This is a genomic window from Actinomadura chibensis NBRC 106107 (assembly GCF_001552135.1).
In the GTDB taxonomy this organism is placed as follows: Bacteria; Actinomycetota; Actinomycetes; order Streptosporangiales; family Streptosporangiaceae; genus Spirillospora; species Spirillospora chibensis.
In genome coordinates this window covers 68,452-87,188 of sequence record NZ_BCQP01000044.1, presented here as the reverse complement: position 1 = coordinate 87,188, position 18,737 = coordinate 68,452, and the positions used below count along the sequence as shown (strand labels likewise).

At 71.9% G+C, this 18,737-nt stretch carries 17 protein-coding genes and 1 tRNA gene; 10 read left to right on the top strand and 8 right to left on the bottom strand.

Annotated elements, in window-relative coordinates:
* Positions 1–32: 32 nt before the first annotated feature.
* Genes ACH01S_RS25600 through ACH01S_RS25590 form a run of 3 tightly spaced genes read right to left on the bottom strand, consistent with a single transcriptional unit; the run spans position 33 to position 2,903 of the window.
* Complete coding sequence (locus ACH01S_RS25600; RefSeq protein WP_083981126.1) at positions 33–998, bottom strand: ABC transporter permease; 966 nt, start codon at positions 996–998, stop codon at positions 33–35.
* On the bottom strand, positions 988–1,860 hold the full coding sequence (locus tag ACH01S_RS25595; protein WP_067896497.1) for an ABC transporter ATP-binding protein: 873 nt from the start codon (positions 1,858–1,860) through the stop codon (positions 988–990). Before ACH01S_RS25595 ends, ACH01S_RS25600 begins: the two co-directional genes overlap by 11 nt.
* A complete protein-coding gene (locus tag ACH01S_RS25590; RefSeq protein WP_067896494.1) occupies positions 1,857–2,903 on the bottom strand; it encodes an ABC transporter substrate-binding protein in 1,047 nt (348 codons plus the stop codon). The genes ACH01S_RS25595 and ACH01S_RS25590 overlap by 4 nt, the downstream gene beginning before the upstream one ends.
* A 248-nt stretch (positions 2,904–3,151) precedes the next feature.
* Between ACH01S_RS25590 and eno the strand changes: the two genes are divergently transcribed.
* From eno to ACH01S_RS25570, 4 genes are all read left to right on the top strand, one after another.
* Complete coding sequence (gene eno, locus ACH01S_RS25585; protein WP_067896491.1) at positions 3,152–4,435, top strand: phosphopyruvate hydratase; 1,284 nt, start codon at positions 3,152–3,154, stop codon at positions 4,433–4,435.
* A 67-nt stretch (positions 4,436–4,502) separates the two neighbouring features.
* Positions 4,503–4,982 carry a septum formation initiator family protein gene (locus ACH01S_RS25580; RefSeq protein WP_083981125.1) on the top strand — a complete coding sequence of 160 codons (480 nt, stop codon included), beginning with the start codon at positions 4,503–4,505 and terminating at the stop codon, positions 4,980–4,982.
* Positions 4,983–5,147: 165 nt separating this feature from the next.
* The gene (locus ACH01S_RS25575) at positions 5,148–5,777 is read left to right on the top strand and encodes a DUF501 domain-containing protein (RefSeq protein WP_083981124.1); all 630 of its coding nucleotides are present in this window, start codon (positions 5,148–5,150) and stop codon (positions 5,775–5,777) included.
* On the top strand, positions 5,774–6,721 hold the full coding sequence (locus ACH01S_RS25570; RefSeq protein ID WP_067896484.1) for a Ppx/GppA phosphatase family protein: 948 nt from the start codon (positions 5,774–5,776) through the stop codon (positions 6,719–6,721). The genes ACH01S_RS25575 and ACH01S_RS25570 overlap by 4 nt, the downstream gene beginning before the upstream one ends.
* Before the next feature lie 14 nt (positions 6,722–6,735).
* Here the strand turns inward: ACH01S_RS25570 and ACH01S_RS43845 are convergent, their stop codons facing one another.
* On the bottom strand, positions 6,736–7,533 hold the full coding sequence (locus ACH01S_RS43845) for a DUF2510 domain-containing protein (protein WP_067896481.1): 798 nt from the start codon (positions 7,531–7,533) through the stop codon (positions 6,736–6,738).
* 138 nt (positions 7,534–7,671) lie between these two features.
* On the opposite strand from ACH01S_RS43845, the gene ACH01S_RS25560 reads away from it, so the two are divergent.
* The 5 genes from ACH01S_RS25560 (at position 7,672) to ACH01S_RS25540 (ending at position 11,522) form a co-directional block, all read left to right on the top strand.
* Positions 7,672–8,493, top strand: a complete 822-nt coding sequence (locus tag ACH01S_RS25560; protein WP_067896478.1) for a uracil-DNA glycosylase — start codon at positions 7,672–7,674, stop codon at positions 8,491–8,493.
* A 166-nt stretch (positions 8,494–8,659) separates the two neighbouring features.
* Positions 8,660–9,955 carry an NAD(P)/FAD-dependent oxidoreductase gene (locus tag ACH01S_RS25555; protein WP_067896582.1) on the top strand — a complete coding sequence of 432 codons (1,296 nt, stop codon included), beginning with the start codon at positions 8,660–8,662 and terminating at the stop codon, positions 9,953–9,955.
* Positions 9,956–9,992: 37 nt separating this feature from the next.
* The gene (locus ACH01S_RS25550) at positions 9,993–10,406 is read left to right on the top strand and encodes a hypothetical protein (RefSeq protein WP_067896475.1); all 414 of its coding nucleotides are present in this window, start codon (positions 9,993–9,995) and stop codon (positions 10,404–10,406) included.
* Positions 10,407–10,456: 50 nt separating this feature from the next.
* Positions 10,457–10,529: transfer RNA gene (locus ACH01S_RS25545), tRNA-Leu, on the top strand.
* 111 nt (positions 10,530–10,640) lie between these two features.
* Complete coding sequence (locus tag ACH01S_RS25540; protein WP_083981133.1) at positions 10,641–11,522, top strand: Bax inhibitor-1/YccA family protein; 882 nt, start codon at positions 10,641–10,643, stop codon at positions 11,520–11,522.
* Positions 11,523–11,741: 219 nt separating this feature from the next.
* On the opposite strand, the gene ACH01S_RS25535 is transcribed toward ACH01S_RS25540, so the two are convergent.
* The 3 genes from ACH01S_RS25535 to ACH01S_RS25525 form a co-directional block, all read right to left on the bottom strand.
* Positions 11,742–11,969 carry a DUF4287 domain-containing protein gene (locus ACH01S_RS25535; RefSeq protein ID WP_067896470.1) on the bottom strand — a complete coding sequence of 76 codons (228 nt, stop codon included), beginning with the start codon at positions 11,967–11,969 and terminating at the stop codon, positions 11,742–11,744.
* A 203-nt stretch (positions 11,970–12,172) separates the two neighbouring features.
* A complete protein-coding gene (locus ACH01S_RS25530) occupies positions 12,173–13,393 on the bottom strand; it encodes an acetyl-CoA C-acetyltransferase (RefSeq protein ID WP_067896467.1) in 1,221 nt (406 codons plus the stop codon).
* Positions 13,394–13,735: 342 nt separating this feature from the next.
* Positions 13,736–14,725, bottom strand: a complete 990-nt coding sequence (locus tag ACH01S_RS25525) for an SGNH/GDSL hydrolase family protein (RefSeq protein WP_067896464.1) — start codon at positions 14,723–14,725, stop codon at positions 13,736–13,738.
* A 197-nt stretch (positions 14,726–14,922) separates the two neighbouring features.
* Here ACH01S_RS25525 and ACH01S_RS25520 point away from each other — a divergent pair, with 197 nt between their 5' ends.
* Complete coding sequence (locus tag ACH01S_RS25520; RefSeq protein WP_067896461.1) at positions 14,923–16,320, top strand: cystathionine beta-synthase; 1,398 nt, start codon at positions 14,923–14,925, stop codon at positions 16,318–16,320.
* Positions 16,321–16,485: 165 nt separating this feature from the next.
* Here ACH01S_RS25520 and ACH01S_RS25515 read toward each other — a convergent pair whose 3' ends face one another.
* On the bottom strand, positions 16,486–18,642 hold the full coding sequence (locus tag ACH01S_RS25515) for an MMPL family transporter (RefSeq protein ID WP_067896458.1): 2,157 nt from the start codon (positions 18,640–18,642) through the stop codon (positions 16,486–16,488).
* Positions 18,643–18,737: the final 95 nt, after the last annotated feature.

The following is an 18,737-nucleotide window of genomic DNA, read 5'->3' as shown; positions in this document are numbered from 1 at the left end:
AAACTCGACCGCGTTCGCCGGGTAAGAGATCGTCAGTTCTCGTCCACGCCCCAGCGGCGCCGGATGGAGGCGTCCGCCAGGCCGAACAGCCGGTCGATCACGATGCCGATGACGAGGATCACCAGCATGTAGGAGATCATGTCGGCGGTGTTGTTCAGCTCCCTGGCCTGCGACAGCAGCACGCCGAGCGAGGTCGTGTCGCCGATGACGACGAGCAGCTCGCCCGCCATCAGGCTGCGCCACGCGAACGCCCAGCCCTGCTTCAGGCCCGCGACGAACGACGGCAGCGACGCGGGCATGATCAGGTGCCGGTACAGCCCGATGCCGCGCAGCCCCATCACCTTGCCCGCGCGGAGCAGGATCGGCGGCGTGTAGTCGACGCCCGCGATCAGCCCGTTCGCGATGGACGGCGCCGCGCCGAGGATCACGACGAACAGGATCGCGCTCTCGCTCAGCTTGAACAGCAGGATCGCGAGCGGGAACCACGCGATCGACGGCATCGTCTGCAGCCCGGTGATCAGCGACCCGAACGCGCGGCGCAGCACCCGGAACTGCGACACCAGCGCGCCGATCGCCACGCCGACGACGACGGCGAACGCGAACCCGATGACGGCGCGCTGCATGGTGAGCGCGACCGAGTCCCAGAACCGGGACGAGGTGATCTGGTCCCAGAACACCGGGAACGTGTCGCGCGGGCCCGGCAGGACCCACGGGTCCTTCCACCCGCTCCACACCACCGCCTGCCAGGCGGCGACCGCGATCAGGACGGCCGTGAGCATCGGCCAGACCGCCGACCACGTCCGCTGGAGGAACTGGACGCGGATGCCGCCGCCGAGCTCCAGGGCGTCGAGGCCCGCGATCTCCCGGTCGAGCCGTCCCGCGGCCGTCCCGGCGGCGGCCTCGCCGGTCTCGTCGGCGACGTCGGTCTCGGGGACGTCGTCGGTCTCGTCGGCGACGTCGTCGCGCCGCTGGTCGCGGGTCGTCGTGTCATGCGCCATGGCGGCCTACCTCCTCGCGCAGCCTGTCGGTGATGGTCGCCGCGAGCGCGGCGACCTCGGGGGCGTCGATGCGGCGCGGCCGCTCCAGCGGGACGGGGAACTCCTCCACGACCCGGCCGGGACGGCTGCTGAGCAGCACGACCCGGTCGCCGAGCCGCACCGCCTCCCGCACGTTGTGCGTGACGAACAGCACGGTCAGGCGGCGCTCCCGCCAGATCCGCTCGATCTCGTCGTGCAGCAGGTCGCGGGTCATGGCGTCGAGCGCGCCGAACGGCTCGTCCATCAGCAGGACGGTGCTGCGCGCCGCCGCCTCCGCCGCGTCGACCGCGGACGCCGCGTGCTCCTGCTCGGTCAGCGCGAGGGCGCGGGCGAGCGCGATGCGCTGCCGCATCCCGCCGGACAACTGGTGCGGGCGCTTCTTCGCGAAGCCGCGCAGGTGCACCGTGTCGAGCAGCGCCCCGGCCCGGTCCCGCCGCTCGGCGCGGGGGACGCCGCGCATCTTCAGGGCGAGTTCGAGGTTGCCCGTCACGGTCAGCCACGGGAACAGGGCGGGCTCCTGGAACATCAGCGCGACCCTGGAGCCGGGCCCGCCCTTCCCGTCCCTGCCGCCCTTGCCGTCCTTACCCCCGGCGCCGTTCTGCTGGATCGTTCCGGCGCTCGGCCGGTCCAGTCCGGCCACGAGGTTGAGCAGGGTGCTCTTCCCGCAGCCGGACGCTCCGACCAGGCAGACGAACTCGCCGGGCGCGACGTCCAGGGAGACCCGGTCCAGCGCGAGGAGCGCGGACCGCCCGGTCCCGAACGCCTTCGATACCTCGCTGAGCCGTACGGCCGGCTCGGCGCTCACCTGAACGTCCGCGGTCATTTGTCGCTGACCTGTGCCTTCCCGCTCGCCTTGAGCACGTCGTTGAGGGTCTTCAGGTTGTAGATGCCGGCGAGGTCGGTCTTTTCGAGCAGGCCGATCTCCTCGGCGTGCTGCGCCCCGGTGACCAGCGAGGAGGCGACCGGGTCCGTGGTGAAGTCGATCTCCTTGAAGGCGGCGTCGAGGACGTTCTGCTTCAGCGGCTTGCCGCTCAGCTTCGCCAGCGCGTCGTTCGAGACCTTCTCCGCGTCGGCCTTGTTCTGGTTGATGTAGTCGGTCGCCTCGACCACGCCCTGGATCAGCTTCTTCACCTGGTCCGGGTGCTTCTTCTCATACGACTGGCTGACGATCAGGTTGGTGATCACGAACTTGCCGTTGGGCCAGAGGCTCTTCTCGTCGACGAGCTTCACGGCCTTGTTCTCCAGGATCAGCCGGGACGCGTACGGCTCCGGCACCCAGGCGCCGTCGATCTCGCCCTGCGCGTACGTCTGGAGCGTCTGCGCGTTCTCCTGCGGGACGATCTTGACGTCGCCGCTGCCGTCCTTGTTCGCGGTCAGCCCGTTCTGCTTGAGCCAGTAGCGGACGGCGACGTCCTGGGTGTTGCCGAGCTGCGGCGTCGCGATCTTCTTGCCGCGCAGGTCCTTCGGGCCCTTGATCCCGGGCTTGACGACGAGCGAGACGCCGCCCGAGGCCGCGCCGGAGATGATGTGGACCGCCTTGCCGTGCGACTTCGACCAGGCGTTGATGGACGGGTTCGGCCCGACGAACGTCGCGTCGATCGCCCCGGAGAAGAGGGCCTCGACGGCGGCCGGGCCCGCGTTGAACGTCGCCGTCTTCGGCGCGGTGCCGAGGTGTTTGGCGAAGATTCCCTTTTCCACTCCGACGAGCGCGGTCGCGTGCGTGATATTCGGGAAGTAGCCGAGGCGGAGGGGAGCGTCCGCGGCGGACTTTCCGTCGTCGTCGCCTCCACAGGCGCCGAGCGTCCCCGCCGCGACCAGGACGGTCAGTGACACGGCGGCGAACCGCCCGCGAAGTCCACGAAGCATGGTCATTTTCCCTACTAAGCAGGTCGGATTGGCTTGAACAGTAGATAAGGTAGGTAATGCCCACGTCAAGTGACCTGCTACACACGGTTTCGTAGGTGCTCGCCCCGCTTTGTGAGTCATCCGGGTGTGAACGGCGAGCCAGTTGGGCGGCGGCCGGGCGGCGCGGCTAGGCTCGTGGCCGCACCCGAGTGCGCTGCGCCGGTCGCCGCCGCAGCGCGATCAGCCGCTCTACCAGCAGGGGGTTCCCCGTGTCGTCGATCGAGGCCGTACTCGCCCGGGAGATCCTGGACTCCCGCGGCAACCCCACCGTCGAGGTCGAGGTGCTGCTCGCCGATGGGACCGAGGCGCGCGCGGCCGTGCCGAGCGGGGCCTCAACCGGCCAGTTCGAGGCCGTGGAACTGCGCGACGGCGGAGAGCGGTATGGGGGCAAGGGCGTCCGCAACGCCGTGAAGGCCGTCAACGAGACCATCGACGAGAAGCTCGTCGGGTACCCGGCGTCCGACCAGCGCCTGATCGACCAGTTGCTGACCGACCTCGACGGCACCCCGGCGAAGTCCGCGCTCGGCGCCAACGCGATCCTCGGCGTCAGCCTCGCGGTCGCCAAGGCCGCCGCCGACTCCGCCGACCTGCCGCTGTTCCGCTACGTCGGCGGGTCGAACGCGCACCTGCTGCCCGTGCCGATGCTGAACATCCTGAACGGCGGCGCGCACGCCGACACCAACGTCGACGTCCAGGAGTTCATGATCGCGCCGATCGGCGCGGCGACCTTCGCCGAGGCGCTGCGCTGGGGCGCCGAGACCTACCACGCGCTGAAGTCGGTGCTGAAGTCCAAGGGCTTCAACACCGGGCTCGGCGACGAGGGCGGCTTCGCGCCCGACCTGCCGAGCAACCGGGACGCGCTCGACCTCATCCTGGAGGCGATCCGCAAGGCGGGCTTCGCGCCCGGCCGCGACATCGCGCTCGCCCTCGACGTCGCCGCCACCGAGTTCCACGCCGACGGGCAGTACACCTTCGAGGGCGTCAAGCGGTCCGCGGACGACATGGCCGCCTACTACGGCGAGCTGATCAGCGAGTACCCGCTCGTCTCCATCGAGGACCCGCTCGACGAGGAGGACTGGGCGGGCTGGGAGGGCCTCACCGCCGCCGTGGGGGACCGCGTCCAGATCGTCGGGGACGACCTCTTCGTCACCAACCCCGAGCGTCTCGAACGCGGCATCAAGGCCCGCGCCGGGAACGCGCTGCTGGTCAAGGTCAACCAGATCGGGACGCTCAGCGAGACGCTCGACGCCGTGGCCCTCGCCCAGTCCAGCGGCTACCGCTGCATGATGAGCCACCGGTCCGGCGAAACCGAGGACACGACGATCGCCGACCTCGCGGTCGCGACGAACTGCGGGCAGATCAAGACCGGCGCCCCCGCGCGCAGCGACCGCGTCGCCAAGTACAACCAGCTCCTCCGCATCGAGGAGCTGCTGGACGACGCCGCCCGCTACGCCGGAGCCGCCGCGTTCCCGCGCTTCGACCCGCAGGCCTGACCGGCCGGGACGAGCGGGCACGGGCAGGGGCAGGACGGGCAGGGGCGAGCCACAGGCAGGGGACACGATGGCCGACGACCGGACGGGCTCCGCGCGGGGCCGCGGCGACGAGCGGGACGACGACGGCGACGGGTTCGGCGACGAGCCCGAGCCCGAGGCGGGTCAGCGCCGCGCCAATCCGGCGCTGACCAGCCGCGCCGCCATCCTGGCGGTGGTCATGTGCGCGATCGCGCTGAGCCTCGCCTACCCCGTCCGGGAGTACATCGCGCAGCGCAAGGAGATCGCCGACCTCCAGCGCCAGGAGGCGGCGTCCCGGCGGCAGGTGGAGATCCTCGCCCAACGCAAGCAACAACTAGGGGATAAGTCGTACATTGAGCGTGAGGCGACGCGAAGGCTCCATTACTGCCGCCCTGACGTAAAGTGCTACATCGTCCTGCGCGGCCGCGGGGACGACGGGCGGCAGGCCCGCAAGGACGGGCCGACGCGCACGCCGCCGTGGTACGAGACGCTGTGGCGATCGGTCGAGGCCGCCGACCGTCCCCGCTGACCCGCGCGCCGGCGGGACGGCGCCGGACACGCCGGGCGGACGGGGCGGCGGCGACGGCGGGGAGCCGCGCCGACCGTGGGGCGGAGCTGTCGGAGGGGCTGTCGGAGGGGCTGTCGGAGGGGCGATGTCGAGGACGGATCGCGAGATCCGCGGGTGGGGACGCACATGATCGACGCGCGTGACGGAGCCGGACGAGACACGGCCGCACGTGGCAGACCAGAACGTGGCACGGCAGAGCCCGAAGGGGCCGGGCCGGGGCTCGCCGAGCGCGACCGGGCCGCGGTGGCGGCGCAGCTCGGCCGGGAGCCGCGCGGCGTCCGCCGGGTGGCGAGCCGCTGCCCGTGCGGCAACCCGGCGGTGATCGAGACGGCCCCGCGCCTCCCCGACGGGACGCCGTTCCCCACGCTCTTCTACCTGACGTGCCCGAAGGCCGCGTCCGCCATCGGCACGCTGGAGGGCGGCGGGGTGATGCGCGAGATGCAGGCGCGGCTCGCCGCCGACCCGGAGCTGAAGGCCGCCTACACCGCCGCCCACGACGACTATCTGCGCCGCCGCGCCGAGGCCGCCCGCGCGGACGGCGTCGAGCCGCTCCCGCCGGGCACCCAGAGCGCGGGCGGCATGCCGGAGCGCGTCAAGTGCCTGCACGCGCTCGTCGCGCACGAGCTGGCCGTCCCCGGCGCCAACCCGTTCGGGCGCGAGGCGCTCGACGCCCTGCCCGACTGGTGGCGCTCGGGCCCCTGCGTCGAGGCCGACCGGGACCGCGAGGCCGACCGGGACCGCGAGGGGGACCGGTGACGCGGGTCGCGGCCGTCGACTGCGGGACGAACTCCGTCCGCCTCCTGATCGCCGACATCGTGCCGGGCGAGGGCGGCGGGACGCTGACCGACGTCGAGCGCCGGATGGAGATCGTCCGGCTGGGGGAGGGCGTCGACCGGACCGGGCGGCTGTCGCCCGCCGCGCTGGACCGCACCTTCACCGCCATGCGCGGCTACGCCGACCTCATCGAGCGGCACGGCGCGCGGGCGCGGCGCGGCCCGATCAAGACGCGGGTGGTCGCGACGAGCGCCACCCGGGACGCCGAGAACCGGGCCGAGTTCGTCAAGGGCGTCGTGGACATCTTCGGTGTCGTCCCCGAGGTGATCAGCGGGGACGAGGAGGCCGGGCTCTCGTTCACCGGCGCGACCCGCGAGCTGGCGGAGCTGCGCCCGGCCCGCCCGTACCTGGTCGTCGACATCGGCGGCGGTTCGACCGAGTTCGTCATCGGCAGCTCGACCGCCGACGTCGCGCGCTCGATCGACATCGGCTGCGTGCGGATGACCGAGCGGCACCTGCGCGACGACCCGCCGACCCCGCTGCAGATCTCCGGCGCGGCGGCCGACATCGACGCGGCGCTCGCCACCGTCCGCGAGACGGTCCCGGTGGACGACGCCCGCACCCTCGTCGGCCTCGCCGGGTCCGTCACCACGGTCGCCGGGATCGCGCTCGACCTGCCGGAGTACGACCCGGCCCGGATCCACCTGTCCCGCATCACCGCGCTGCAGGTGCACGACGTGACGCGGCGGCTGCTGCACGCCACCCGCGCCGAGCGCGCCGAGTTCGGCGTCATGCACCCGGGCCGCGTCGACGTGATCGGCGCGGGCGCGCTGATCCTCGACCGGATCATGCGGGAGTACGGGTTCGGCGCCGTCGTGGTCAGCGAGCACGACATCCTCGACGGCATCGCCTGGTCGCTCGTCTGACCCGCGGCCGCCGCTCAGAGCCTGAGCTGGGTGAGCAGGGCCGGGATCAGCACCGCGTTCGGGTTCTGCTGCGGGACGTACAGCACCGGCGCCGCGCTGCTGGTCTGCTGGATCCACACCCGGCCGCCGTCCACGGTCGCGCCGGAGATCGACGACCAGCTCAGCGACACCCGGTTCCCCCGGACGCCGCCCGGGTGGACGGTCAGCCCCTGCGCCACGTCGATCGACTCGCCCGCGCGGACGCGCCGCGCCAGCTCGGCGACGAGCCGCTGCTCGGCGTACTCCTGGCAGAGCTGGATGAGGCGCCCCCAGACGTGCTCGGGCTCGCCGTCCGGCCCGGCGGCCAGCGCGTCCTGCTCGATGACGACCTCGACGCGGGGCCCGCCGCGGAACGGGTACCGGCCCGCCTGGAAGATCCACTGGGTGCAGCCGGGCCGCCCGTACGCGGCCGGCCGCTCCGCCGCCCAGTACGCCACCCATTCGACGTGCGGCCACGCGAGCGACGCGGTCCCGTAGGCGACGAACCGGTCGTCGGCGTACAGGGGCAGCCCGCGGACGTTCTGGTCGAGCGGCCGGACGGCGGGACGCGCGTCCCAGGTCGGCTGCTGGAAGTGCGGCGCCGCGTAGTGCGTCCCGTACGCGGGTTCCTCGTCGGGCTGCTCGTCCTCCGGCGGGCGCTCCCGCGCGGGCGGAAGGCGCAGGCGCGGCGGGCGGTCCGGCTCGGGGTTGAGGCGCTCGGTCCAGGTCTGGCCGTCCCACCAGCGCAGGCTTCCAGTGCCGTAGGGGTCTGGATACCAGCCCGGTTGCGACACTTCCTGCCTCCCGCTTCGCCCATGGCGTGCCGGACACCCGCCTCCCCGACCGGCGAACGCATCGTACCGACCGCACACCGCTCCGTTGGGAGATGGGCGGAACCCGGCCACCGCCTGTGGCGTGCGACGATCGGTGGTATGCCGACCGCCCACGCCCCCTTCGTGCCGCCCGGTTCCGGGTGGCCGGAAGACCCCGCGAGCCCCGGAACCCCCGTCGCGCACGGCCCCGCCGACGTGATCGAGCTGGCCGCCGAGGCCCCCGGTCTCGGCGAGCTCTGCGCACGCCAGTCGGTGTGCCGGGCCTGCGACAGGCTCGTGGAATGGCGGGAGAAGGTCGCCGTGCAGCGCCGGCGCGCCTTCGCGGACGAGGAGTACTGGGGACGTCCCATCGCCGGCTGGGGCGACCCGGAGCCCCGCATCCTGATCGTCGGACTCGCGCCCGCCGCGCACGGCGGCAACCGCACCGGGCGCATCTTCACCGGCGACCGGTCGGGCGACTGGCTGTTCGCGTCCCTGCACCGGGTGGGGCTCGCGGCGCTGCCGACGAGCGTCCACGCGGGCGACGGGCAGCGGCTGATCGGCGCGCGGATGGCGGCGACCGTCCGCTGCGCGCCGCCCGACAACAAGCCGACCCCGGTCGAGCGGACGACCTGCCTGCCGTGGCTCGCGCGCGAGGTGGAGATGGTCGCGCCGAGCGTCCGCTGCGTCGTGTGCCTCGGCGGGTTCGCCTGGCAGGGCGTGTGGCCCGCGCTCCGGCAGGCGGGCTACGGGCTGCCGCGCCCCCGGCCGAAGTTCGGCCACGCGGTCGAGGTCGAGCTGACCGCGCCGCCGGCGGCGTCCCACCCCGAACCCGTGCTGCTGCTCGGCTGCTACCACCCGAGCCAGCAGAACACCTTCACCGGGCGCGTCACCGAGGAGATGCTCGACGCGGTCTTCGTCCGCGCCCGCGACCACCGCTAGGGGAGGCGCCCGAAGTGGTGCACGCGCCCGGTATCCGGGTACCGCTCCGGACATGCCTTCCGATCACACGCCGCCTCCCGATCACACGCCGTCCTCCGATCACACGCCGTCCTCCGACCGCGCGCGAGCGAAGCACATCCTGATCGTCGGCGGCGGGTACGTCGGCATGTACACGGCGCTCCGCCTGCAGCGCAAGCTGCGCCGCGAGCTGCGGCGCGGCGAGGTCGTCGTGACCGTCGTCGACCCCCAGTCGTACATGACCTACCAGCCGTTCCTGCCGGAGGCGGCGGCGGGGAACCTGGAGCCCCGGCACGTCGTGGCGCCGCTGCGGCGGGTGCTGCGGCGGTGCCGGATCCTGAACGGCTACGTGACGGGGATCGACCACGCCTCGAAGCGGGTGAGGGTCCGCCCGGCGGGGGCGCAGAGCGTCGGGGTGCCGGAGCGGGACGTCGCCTACGACCTCCTCGTCGTCGCGCTCGGGTCCATCTCGCGGACGCTGCCGATCCCCGGCCTCGCCTCCTGCGGGATCGGGTTCAAGACCGTCGAGGAGGCGATCTTCCTGCGCAACCACGTCCTGCACCAGCTCGACATCGCCGCGTCCAACGCGGGCGACGACCGGGTGCGCGGGCGGGCGCTGACGTTCGTGTTCGTCGGCGCCGGGTTCGCGGGCATCGAGGCGATGGCGGAGCTGGAGGACATGGCCCGCGACGCCTGCCGCTGGTACCCGACCATCGACGAGCGCGAGATGCGCTGGGTGATGGTCGAGGCGACGGACCGGATCCTGCCCGAGGTCGGGCCGGAGATGGGCCGCTGGACGGCCGAGGCCCTGCGCGCCCGCGGCATCGAGGTCAAGGTGGAGACGCTGCTGAAGTCCGCCGAGGGGCGGCACATCGTGCTCAGCGACGGCGAGGAGTTCGACGCGGGCACGCTCGTGTGGACGGCCGGGGTGAAGCCGCACCCCGTCCTGAAGGAGACCGACCTCCCGCTGGACGGCAAGGGCCGCATCAAGGCGACCGCCGAGCTGACCGTCGAGGGGCTGGACGGCGTCTACGCGGCGGGCGACAACGCGGCCGTCCCCGACCTGTCCGGGACGGGGGAGTTCACCGCCCCCAACGCGCAGCACGCGGTCAGGCAGGCCAGGCGCTTGGGCGACAACATCGTGGCGGACCTGCGCGGGCGTCCCAGAAAGCCGTACGTGCACGCCTACGTCGGCTCCGTGGCGAGCCTCGGCCTGCACAAAGGCGTCGCGAACGTGTACGGGGTGAAACTGCGCGGCCTCCCGGCCTGGTTCATGCACCGCACGTACCACCTGTCTCGGATGCCGACCGTCAACCGCAAGTTCCGGATCACCATGGACTGGACGCTCGCGATCTTCTTCAGGCGCGAGATCGTCTCCCTCGGCGAAATGGAATGGCCGCGCCAGGAATTCGAACTCGCGGCGGGCCGCCAGGAAGACCGCTGATCATCAAGACCGACGAGCCTGGCCACGGGCACGTTTCGTGCGTGAGCCGGACATCGGGGGCGACGTGGTCGCCGCGCTCGGCGCCGACGGCAGGCGCGACATCGTCCGCGCCGCCGCCGTGACGCTCGGCGCGGGCGGGCCCGAGCCGAAGCCGCCGCCCGAGGAGTTCGCCCCCCGGCGCCCGGGACGGCGCGGCCGCGGAAGCCGCTCGCGCCGGACGGGCGGCTCGTCCCGCGGCAGCCGGTGCGCCGATTACACGCGGACGCCGCGCGCCTGGGCGGCGGGCTTACAGGAGCATCGGGACGAGCGCGAGACCCTGGCCGGAGCCGGACGGTCCCGCGTCCGGCCGCTCCACCTCGCCGCGTCCGCCCTGGCCTGCGAAAGCGGTCGGCTGGACGGTCACGAGATCCGTGCGATTCGCCTGGATCGCCAGGACCGTACCCACCCGTAAGCGGTAAAAGGACGCATCGAGATGAGCCGCCGGCTCGATATGATTACGCCGCCCCTGTAGCCCAATGGCAGAGGCGGGCTCCCTAAAAGAGCCATTGTGTCGGTTCGAGTCCGACCAGGGGCACAATGGCCGGATCGACGCCTCCCCGGGTGTCGATCCGGTGGTGATCGGCTGATCGTCGTTGACATTCCGGCGCTTACACTGGAAGTCCGGGTCGGTCGAATGGAGGCACTGATGCAGAGCAGAAACCCGGCGTTCCGGGGGAATGCCTTCGGGCGGGGGACCAGCGGCGCGGCGTACGGCGCACCGGCCCCCGGCGCCCCCGGCTACGGGGCTCCGGGCCACGCCCCCGGGGGTTACGGCATGCACGGGGCGCCCGGATACGGCGTCCAATATCAGGGTCAGGGCGCCCCTCCCGGATATGCGCCGCCCGGCGCCGCGGGTCCGATGACCATGGACGACGTCGTCGTCCGCGGATTCCTCACGCTGGCCACTCTGGTGATCACCGCGGCGCTGGCTTGGGCGGTCGTGCCGACCCGGCTCGCCGTTCCGGTGCTGGTCGTCGCGCTGATCCTGGAGATCGGCATCTGGGCATTCATCACGTTCGGCCGTAAGGCCAACGCGCCATTGGTGCTGGCGTTCGCCGCGGTATACGGCGTGCTCGTGGGGATCGTCAGCCATTCCTACAACGACGTGTTCCACGGCGTGGTGTTCCAGGCGGTGATCGGCACCGCGCTGGCCTTCGCGGCGACGCTCGCCGCGTACTCGCTGCGGATCGTCCGGGTGACGCCGAAGTTCGCCAAGTTCGTCCTCGCGGCGGGGCTGGCGCTGGTCGGGCTGATGCTCGTGAACGTGCTGGCGCACCTGTTCGGCGCGGACGACGGGATCGGCATCCGCGACCCCGGCAGCCCGCTCGCCTACGTGTTCAGCGTCGCGGCGATCCTCGTCGGCTGCTTCTTCCTGCTGCTCGACTTCGACTCGATCGAGCAGGGCGTGCGCGGCGGGGCGCCGGAGAAGTTCGCCTGGTACTGCGCGTTCGGCCTCGTGCTGAGCCTCGTGTGGATCTACCTGGAGATGCTGCGCCTGCTCAGCTACTTCTACGGCGGGCGCGACTGACGCCCCGGGCCCGGACGCTGATCAGCCCCACGCCGCGCGGCGTGGGGCTGATCAACGTGGGATCTCCGCGCCAGTGTCGTGCGCGGCTCGGGCGGCACGACCGCGGGGGCATCCGCTGGGGGGATCCCACCAGGTCACAGATGAAGTTCAGGTAGCGGTGCTGCGCTCTCGGGGCGGTACCGGCGATCTCGGCTCAGTACCGTCGCGCCCGGCCCAGTCTCAGTAGTGCCTCGCACGGCGGGCGCGCTCGTGCTCGCGCACCAGCGCCGCGGCGTAGCCGTGGGAGAGGTTGTGCTCTTCGGCCAGCCAGGAGCTGCGTTCCTCGCAGCGGGTGAACGACGGGCCGTTCTCGATGGCGGAGAACCACTCGGGGATGTCACGTCCAGTGACTTGCGGAATGCGGGCGATCAGCTTGCTGTGCGTCTCCGGCGAGTGGTTCAGTGACAATTGGCACCTCCAGGTCGCGGGGCTCTTCCTGCTGACTCTGCAACAGGAGCCCGGATGTGACAACCCCCTAACGCGGACCTATCCGGGACGTTACGTTGATCTTTTGTAACGGGGATGTCCTCCGGAAACGCGCAGGTGGCCCGCCATGAGGCCCGCACGCGCCTCAGGACGGGCCACCCTGGTCCAGGCGGCTCGGACGGCGGCTAGGAGAGCCGCTCCACGATCATCGCCATGCCCTGGCCGCCGCCGACGCACATCGTCTCCAGCCCGAACTGCTTGTCGTGGAACTTCAGGCTGTTCAGCAGCGTGGAGGTGATCCGCGCCCCGGTCATCCCGAACGGGTGACCGACCGCGATCGCGCCGCCGTTCACGTTCAGCTTGTCGAGGTCGATGCCGAGGTCGGCGGCGGACGGCAGCACCTGCGCCGCGAACGCCTCGTTGATCTCGACCAGGTCGATGTCGTCGATCGTCATGCCCGCCCGCGCGAGGGCCGCGCTGGACGCCCCGACCGGCCCGAGCCCCATGATCTCCGGGGACAGCCCGGTCACGCCGGTCGACACGATCCGCGCCAGCGGCGTGATGCCGAGCTCGGCGGCCTTCACGTCGCTCATGACGACGACGGCGGCGGCGCCGTCGTTCAGCGGGCAGCAGTTCCCGGCGGTGACCGTCCCGTCCGGCCGGAACACCGGCTGGAGCTGCGACACCTTCTCGTAGGTGGTGCCGGGACGGGGCCCGTCGTCCTTGGCGACGACGGTGCCGTCCGGGAGCGTCACCGGGGTGATGTCGGTCTCCCAAAAGCCGTTGGCGAGGGCCTTCTCCGCGAGGTTCTGCGAGCGGACGCCGAACTCGTCCTGCTCCTGCCGGGTCACGCCGCGCAGGCCCGCCACGTTCTCGGCGGTCTGGCCCATCGCGATGTAAATGTCGGGGAGGGCGCCGTCCTCGCGCGGATCGTGCCAGCCGGGGCCGCCGCCCTCGCCCGCCTTGACGGTGCGGGCCTGCGCCTCGGCGAACACCGGGTTCTGCGTGTCGGGCAGGCCGTCGCTGCTGCCCTTGGCGAACCGGCTGACCGTCTCGACGCCCGCGGAGACGATCACGTCCGCCTCGCCCGCCTTGATCGCGTGGAACGCCATCCGGGTCGTCTGCAGGGACGACGAGCAGTACCGGGTGATCGTCGCGCCGGGGACGTCGTCCCAGCCCAGCAGCACCGACACCACGCGCGCCATGTTGTAGCCCTGCTCGCCGCCGGGCAGCCCGCAGCCGAGGAGGAGGTCGTCGACCTGGCCCGGGTCCAGCTCCGGGACCTTCGCCATCGCGGCGGTGACCATCTGCGCGGTGAGGTCGTCCGGCCGGATCTCCTTGAGCGATCCCTTGAACGCGCGGCCGATCGGGGAGCGGGCGGTTGCGACGATGACTGCCTCGGGCATGTCGGGAACTCCTGTCTGGCGGCGCCGATCGTGGTGGCGAATCGTGGTGGCGAGCGTGTTACCGGACGGTCACCAGCAATGTAACGGTTGCCTCTTGGACAGCCGCAACGCGGGCTCCCCAATATGTTGACGGTGAGTCCAACGAGCTCCGTGGCGCCCACCGGGACATGAATTCCCGGACGGGTGATGACTGACGTCCCGTGTGGGCGGGACCGCGCCGGCCGGACGCTACTACGCGACACGCCGGTTCTCGCCGCCGCTAGCGCGGGTGGCGGCCGGACGCCGGGGAGTCGGATGACCGGCCGGGGCTCGTCAATGGTGACCGGACGGGCCCCGGTCCTGTCAGGCCGGGTCCGCGGCGACGTCCGCGGACGGTCCCGGACCGGTCGCGGACCGCGCGCGGCGGCGCAGCAGGGCGGCCCAGCGGCCGCGCCCGCGGCCGGTGACGCGGCGCACCTCGGTGCCGGACACCTCCGCCGCCTCCGCCGCCGCGAGGTACACGGGCAGCGTGCCCTCCCCGAGCCGGTCGGCGACGTCGGGCTCCAGCCCGAGCGCGGACGCGACCGACGGCAGCACGGCCGCGCAGGCGGCGGCGTAGCCGCGGGCGGACGGGTGGTACCGGTCCTCGCTGAACATCGACAGCGGGTCGGCGGCGAACTCGTGTCCGAGCAGGTCGCCGAGGGACACCGAGCGGGCGCCGCACTCCACCGCCGCGATCGTCTGCGCGGCGGCGAGCTGGCGGCTGGCGCGCCGCGCGATCCACCGGAGCGGCTGCATCAGCGGCTTGATGGTGCCGAGGTCGGGGCAGGTGCCGACGACGACGTGCGCGCCCGCCGCGCGGAGCCGCTCCACCGCCTCCGCGAGGTGCCGGACGGACTCGGCGGGCGGGATCCGCCCGGTCACGTCGTTCGCGCCGATCATGACGACGGCGACGTCCGGCGCGACCTCCAGCGCGCGGTCGACCTGGCCCGGCAGGGCCTCCGAGCGGGCGCCCGGGCGGGCGACGTTCGTCAGCCGGACGGGCCGGTCCGCGATCGCCGACAGCCCCGTGGCGAGCAGCGCGGCCGGGGTCTCCGCGGCGGTGTGGACGCCGAGCCCGGCGGCCGTCGAGTCGCCGATCATGACGAGCGACAGCGCCGCGCCGCGCCGCCCGCCGCCGTAGAGGCCGTCCGCGACCGGCGGGTCGCCGTTCGGCGTCGCCGAGATGATCTTCCGGGCGAGCTTGGCCTCCACCACGAGGAGCCCGAACGTGAAACCGCCGAGGGCGGTGATTCCCCCGCCCCCGTAGGCCGCGGCCGCCGCGATGCGGCGCGCGGTGAATGCCCTCAACATGCTCCGTTGACCCTCCGTGATGAGGTTCTACCCTCGGCCTCCTTGTTGATGCCCAGGGCTCCCGGTCTCGGCTACCGTCGAAGAGGGGACCTTTCCGGACCCGCGTCCAGGCGGCCCGCCCCGCGGGCGGGCTGAGCAGGGGCGCACGGATGCGCGCACACACACTGCGCAACACACTGAACGACAAGGATGTCGCGGTGCAGGTACACGACTCGCTCGTCGAGCTGATGGGCAACACCCCGCTCGTCCGGCTGCGCAAGGTGACCGGCGACGGCGCGGACGGCGGCCGGGGCGCGCAGGTGCTCGCCAAGGTGGAGTACTTCAACCCGGGCGGCTCGGTGAAGGACCGCATCGCGGTCCGCATGATCGACGCCGCCGAGCGCTCCGGGGAGCTGCGCCCCGGCGGGACGATCGTCGAGCCCACGTCCGGGAACACCGGGGTCGGGCTCGCCATCGTCGCGCAGGACCGCGGCTACCGGTGCGTCTTCGTCTGCCCCGACAAGGTCGCCAAGGACAAGATCGACGTGCTGCGCGCGTACGGCGCGGAGGTCGTGGTGTGCCCGACGGCGGTGTCGCCGGAGCACCCCGACTCCTACTACTCCGTCTCCGACCGGCTGGCGGCCGAGATCCCGGGCGCGTGGAAGCCGGACCAGTACACCAACCCGCAGAACCCCGTCTCGCACTACGAGACGACCGGTCCCGAGATCTGGGAGCAGACCGAGGGGCGCGTCACGCACTTCGTCGCGGGCATCGGCACCGGCGGGACGATCAGCGGCACCGGCAAGTACCTGAAGGAGGTCTCCGGCGGCCGGGTGAAGATCATCGGCGCGGACCCGGAGGGCTCGGTGTACTCCGGCGGCAGCGGGCGCCCCTACCTCACCGAGGGCGTCGGCGAGGACATCTGGCCCGAGACCTACGACCGCGGCATCTGCGACGACGTCATCGCCGTCTCCGACAAGGACTCGTTCAACATGACGCGGCGGCTCGCCCGCGAGGAGGCGCTGCTCGTCGGCGGGTCCTGCGGGATGGCGGTCGTCGCCGCGCTGCGCGTCGCCGCCGCCGCGGGCCCGGACGACGTGATCGTCGTCCTGCTGCCGGACGGCGGCCGCGGCTACCTCAGCAAGATCTTCAACGACGAGTGGATGGCGGACTACGGCTTCCTCATCCCCGCCACCGAGGAGGCGCGGGTCGGCGAGGTGCTCACCCGCAAGGGCCGGACGCTGCCGGAGTTCGTGCACGTCCACCCGCACGAGAGCGTGCAGACCGCGATCGCGATCATGCGCGAGTACGAGGTGTCGCAGCTCCCCGTCATGAAGGAGGAGCCGCCGGTCATGGCGGCCGAGGTGGTCGGCTCCGTGGTGGAGGGCGACCTGCTCGACATCCTCGTGAAGGAGCGCGCGAAGCTGTCCGAGCCGGTCGAGCTGCACATGTCGCAGCCGCTGCCGACGCTCGGGTCCGGGGAGCCGGTGAGCAAGGCGGTCGGCGTGCTGGAGAAGTCCGGCGCGGCGGTCGTCCTCGTGGACGGCAAGCCCAAGGGCCTCGTCACCCGGCAGGACCTCATCGCGTTCCTCGCCGGGTCCACGTCCGGGAGCTGACGTCCGGGAGCCGACGCTTTCACCTGCGGAAACGGCGAAGCGCCGGAGACCTTCGCGGTCTCCGGCGCTTCGTTCTGCCACCATCGGCAGGTGTCGGGTTGCGGGCCCGGCCGGTGGGCGGCGTTTTCAGGCCGGCCCCGCAACCCGACGTCTAGGGGGCGGCCGTCACCGGTACCCGGACGGGAGGTAGTCCTCCCGCGTGTCGGCCGGCCGCACCTGCTTCTTCGGCTCGTCGCCGTGCCCCGGCCACCACGCCTTGTGCCCGAGCAGGGCGGTGATGCCCGGCACGAGGAACGTCGACATGACGAACGCGGACAGCGCGATGCCGATCGCGACGGAGAAGCCCATCTGCTTGAGCATGGACACCGGCGCGAGCATCATCACCGAGAACGTCCCGGCGAGGATGAGGCCCGCCGCGGCGACCGTCGGGCCGCCGTGCTGGACGGCGAGGGCCGCCGCCTTGCGGGGCTCGTTGCCCTCCTTGGCCTCCTCGCGGAGCCGCGCGGTCATCAGGATGTTGTAGTCCGTCCCGATGGCCAGCACGAACAGGTAGAGCACAATGGGCAGCTGGAACGTCACCCCGGCTTCTCCCTGCGCGCCCTGGAAGACGTACACCGCGGACCCGAGCGTCGCGGCGAAGCCGAGCAGCACCGCGATGACCAGGTAGATCGGCGCGACCACCGACCTCAGCAGCAGCGCCAGGATCAGCGCGATCAGCACCGCCGCCACCGGCAGGATCACCGACAGGTCGCGGTTGTTGACCGTGTTGATGTCGGCGAAGATCGCCGTCTGGCCGCCGACGTAGGCGCGGGTGCCCTCCGGCGCCGCCTTGTGGACGGCGGGCGTCAGCTCGTCCTTGACCAGGCTGATCGACTTGTTGGACGCCGGGTTCGTCTTCAGCACGAGGTCGACCCGGGCGACCGACTTGTCCTGCGCGGGGACGGCGGGCTGCACCCGGCCGACGCCCGGCGCGGTCCGCGCGGTCTGGCTGAACGTCGCGAGCTGCTGCTGCGTGAGCGGCTGCCCGTTCTGGTTCTTGATGAACACCTGGACGGGCGTGGTCAGGCCGGGCGGGAAGCCCTTCTCCATGTCCTTGGTCGCCTGCGCGGACTCGGTGTCCTGCGGGAACCCGGCGGCGAAGTCGTAGTCCGCCTTGAACCCGAGGGAGCCGAGCGCGAGCACGACCATGACGAGCCCGGCCGCGGCCGCGGCGACCGCCGGGCGGCGGCCGACGCCGCGCCCGATCGCGCTGGAGATCGAGCCCTTCGGCTCCTTCTTCCACGCCTTGGACGGCCAGAACACGGCCGTGCCGAGCAGCGACACGAGCGCCGGGAACAGCGTCAGGGCCGTGATGCCCATCACGACGACCGCGATGGCGAGGGACGGGCCCCAGGCGCTGAACACGCCGAACGTCGCGAGGAGCAGGACGAGGAACGTCACGGCGATCGCGGCGGCGGCCGAGGAGATGACCTCGCCGACCCGCTCCACCGCGGTGATCATCGCGGTCTTCTTGTCGTCCCCGGCCCGCAGCCGTTCGCGGAACCGGAACATCAGGAACAGGTAGTAGTCCGCCCCGATGCCGAAGAGCACGATCAGGATGATCGTACTGAGACTGTCGTCGCCGGAGAAGTCGAAGATCTTCGACGCGACTCCGATCAGTCCCATCGCGACCTGCATGGTCACCATGATCACGATGATCGGCAGCACCGCGGCGAGCGGCGCCCGGAAGATCAGCAGGATCAGTCCGATGATCAGCACGAAGGTGGCGATGCCGACGATCTCGAAGGACTTGTTGAAGGAGTCCTCGTTGTCGACGAATCCGGCGACGTCACCGCCGACCTTCGCCTCCATCCCGCTGCCCTTCAACAGGGTGGGGAGGTCCTTGCGGATCTGCTTGACCGCGTCGCCCTGCTTCTCGCTCTCGGCCTGGCTGGTGCCCTTCATCGGCACCATGATCACCTGGACGGCCTTGTTCGGCGCGACGGCCTCCGGGCCGGTGGCGAAGTTCTGCACCGTCGGCGGCTTGTGCGTGTTCAAGGAGGCCGCGGCCTGGTTGACCTTGGCGGTGTCCTGCGCGGTCAGCGGCTGTCCGTCGGTCCGCTTCACCACGATCAGGGAGGAGGTGTCCTCCTGCTGCGGGAACGCCTTCTCCGCGATGTTGAGCGCCTGCACCGACTCGTACTTCGAGGGCAGGAAGTCGCCCTGGTCGGACTCGGTGGTGAGCTTGGGGGACAAGGCGATGATGAGGATCGCGGCGACGAGCCACGCCCCGATCGTCCACCATGGATGTCTCACGACGAAGCGCGCGAGCCCAGCGAACATGCGTCTTCCTTAACTCAGGGTGTTCGGATATCAGAGTCAGAGCGAGCACTCAGGATGCGTACTCGTGATGGATATGGGTGCAAGGTCGTTCGGAT

Bases quoted from the DNA above. Each gene is read 5' to 3' on its own strand.
- ACH01S_RS25580 (WP_083981125.1), top strand. From the start codon at position 4,503: ATGGCCGACGACCGGACGGGCTCCGCGCGGGGCCGCGGCGACGAGCGG.
- ACH01S_RS25575 (WP_083981124.1), top strand. From the start codon at position 5,148: ATGATCGACGCGCGTGACGGAGCCGGACGAGACACGGCCGCACGTGGC.
- ACH01S_RS25595 (WP_067896497.1), bottom strand. From the start codon at position 1,860: ATGACCGCGGACGTTCAGGTGAGCGCCGAGCCGGCCGTACGGCTCAGC.
- ACH01S_RS25540 (WP_083981133.1), top strand. From the start codon at position 10,641: ATGCAGAGCAGAAACCCGGCGTTCCGGGGGAATGCCTTCGGGCGGGGG.
- ACH01S_RS25555 (WP_067896582.1), top strand. From the start codon at position 8,660: ATGTACACGGCGCTCCGCCTGCAGCGCAAGCTGCGCCGCGAGCTGCGG.
- ACH01S_RS25600 (WP_083981126.1), bottom strand. From the start codon at position 998: ATGGCGCATGACACGACGACCCGCGACCAGCGGCGCGACGACGTCGCC.
- ACH01S_RS25590 (WP_067896494.1), bottom strand. From the start codon at position 2,903: ATGCTTCGTGGACTTCGCGGGCGGTTCGCCGCCGTGTCACTGACCGTC.
- ACH01S_RS25560 (WP_067896478.1), top strand. From the start codon at position 7,672: ATGCCGACCGCCCACGCCCCCTTCGTGCCGCCCGGTTCCGGGTGGCCG.
- ACH01S_RS25530 (WP_067896467.1), bottom strand. From the start codon at position 13,393: ATGCCCGAGGCAGTCATCGTCGCAACCGCCCGCTCCCCGATCGGCCGC.
- ACH01S_RS25515 (WP_067896458.1), bottom strand. From the start codon at position 18,642: ATGTTCGCTGGGCTCGCGCGCTTCGTCGTGAGACATCCATGGTGGACG.
- ACH01S_RS25525 (WP_067896464.1), bottom strand. From the start codon at position 14,725: ATGTTGAGGGCATTCACCGCGCGCCGCATCGCGGCGGCCGCGGCCTAC.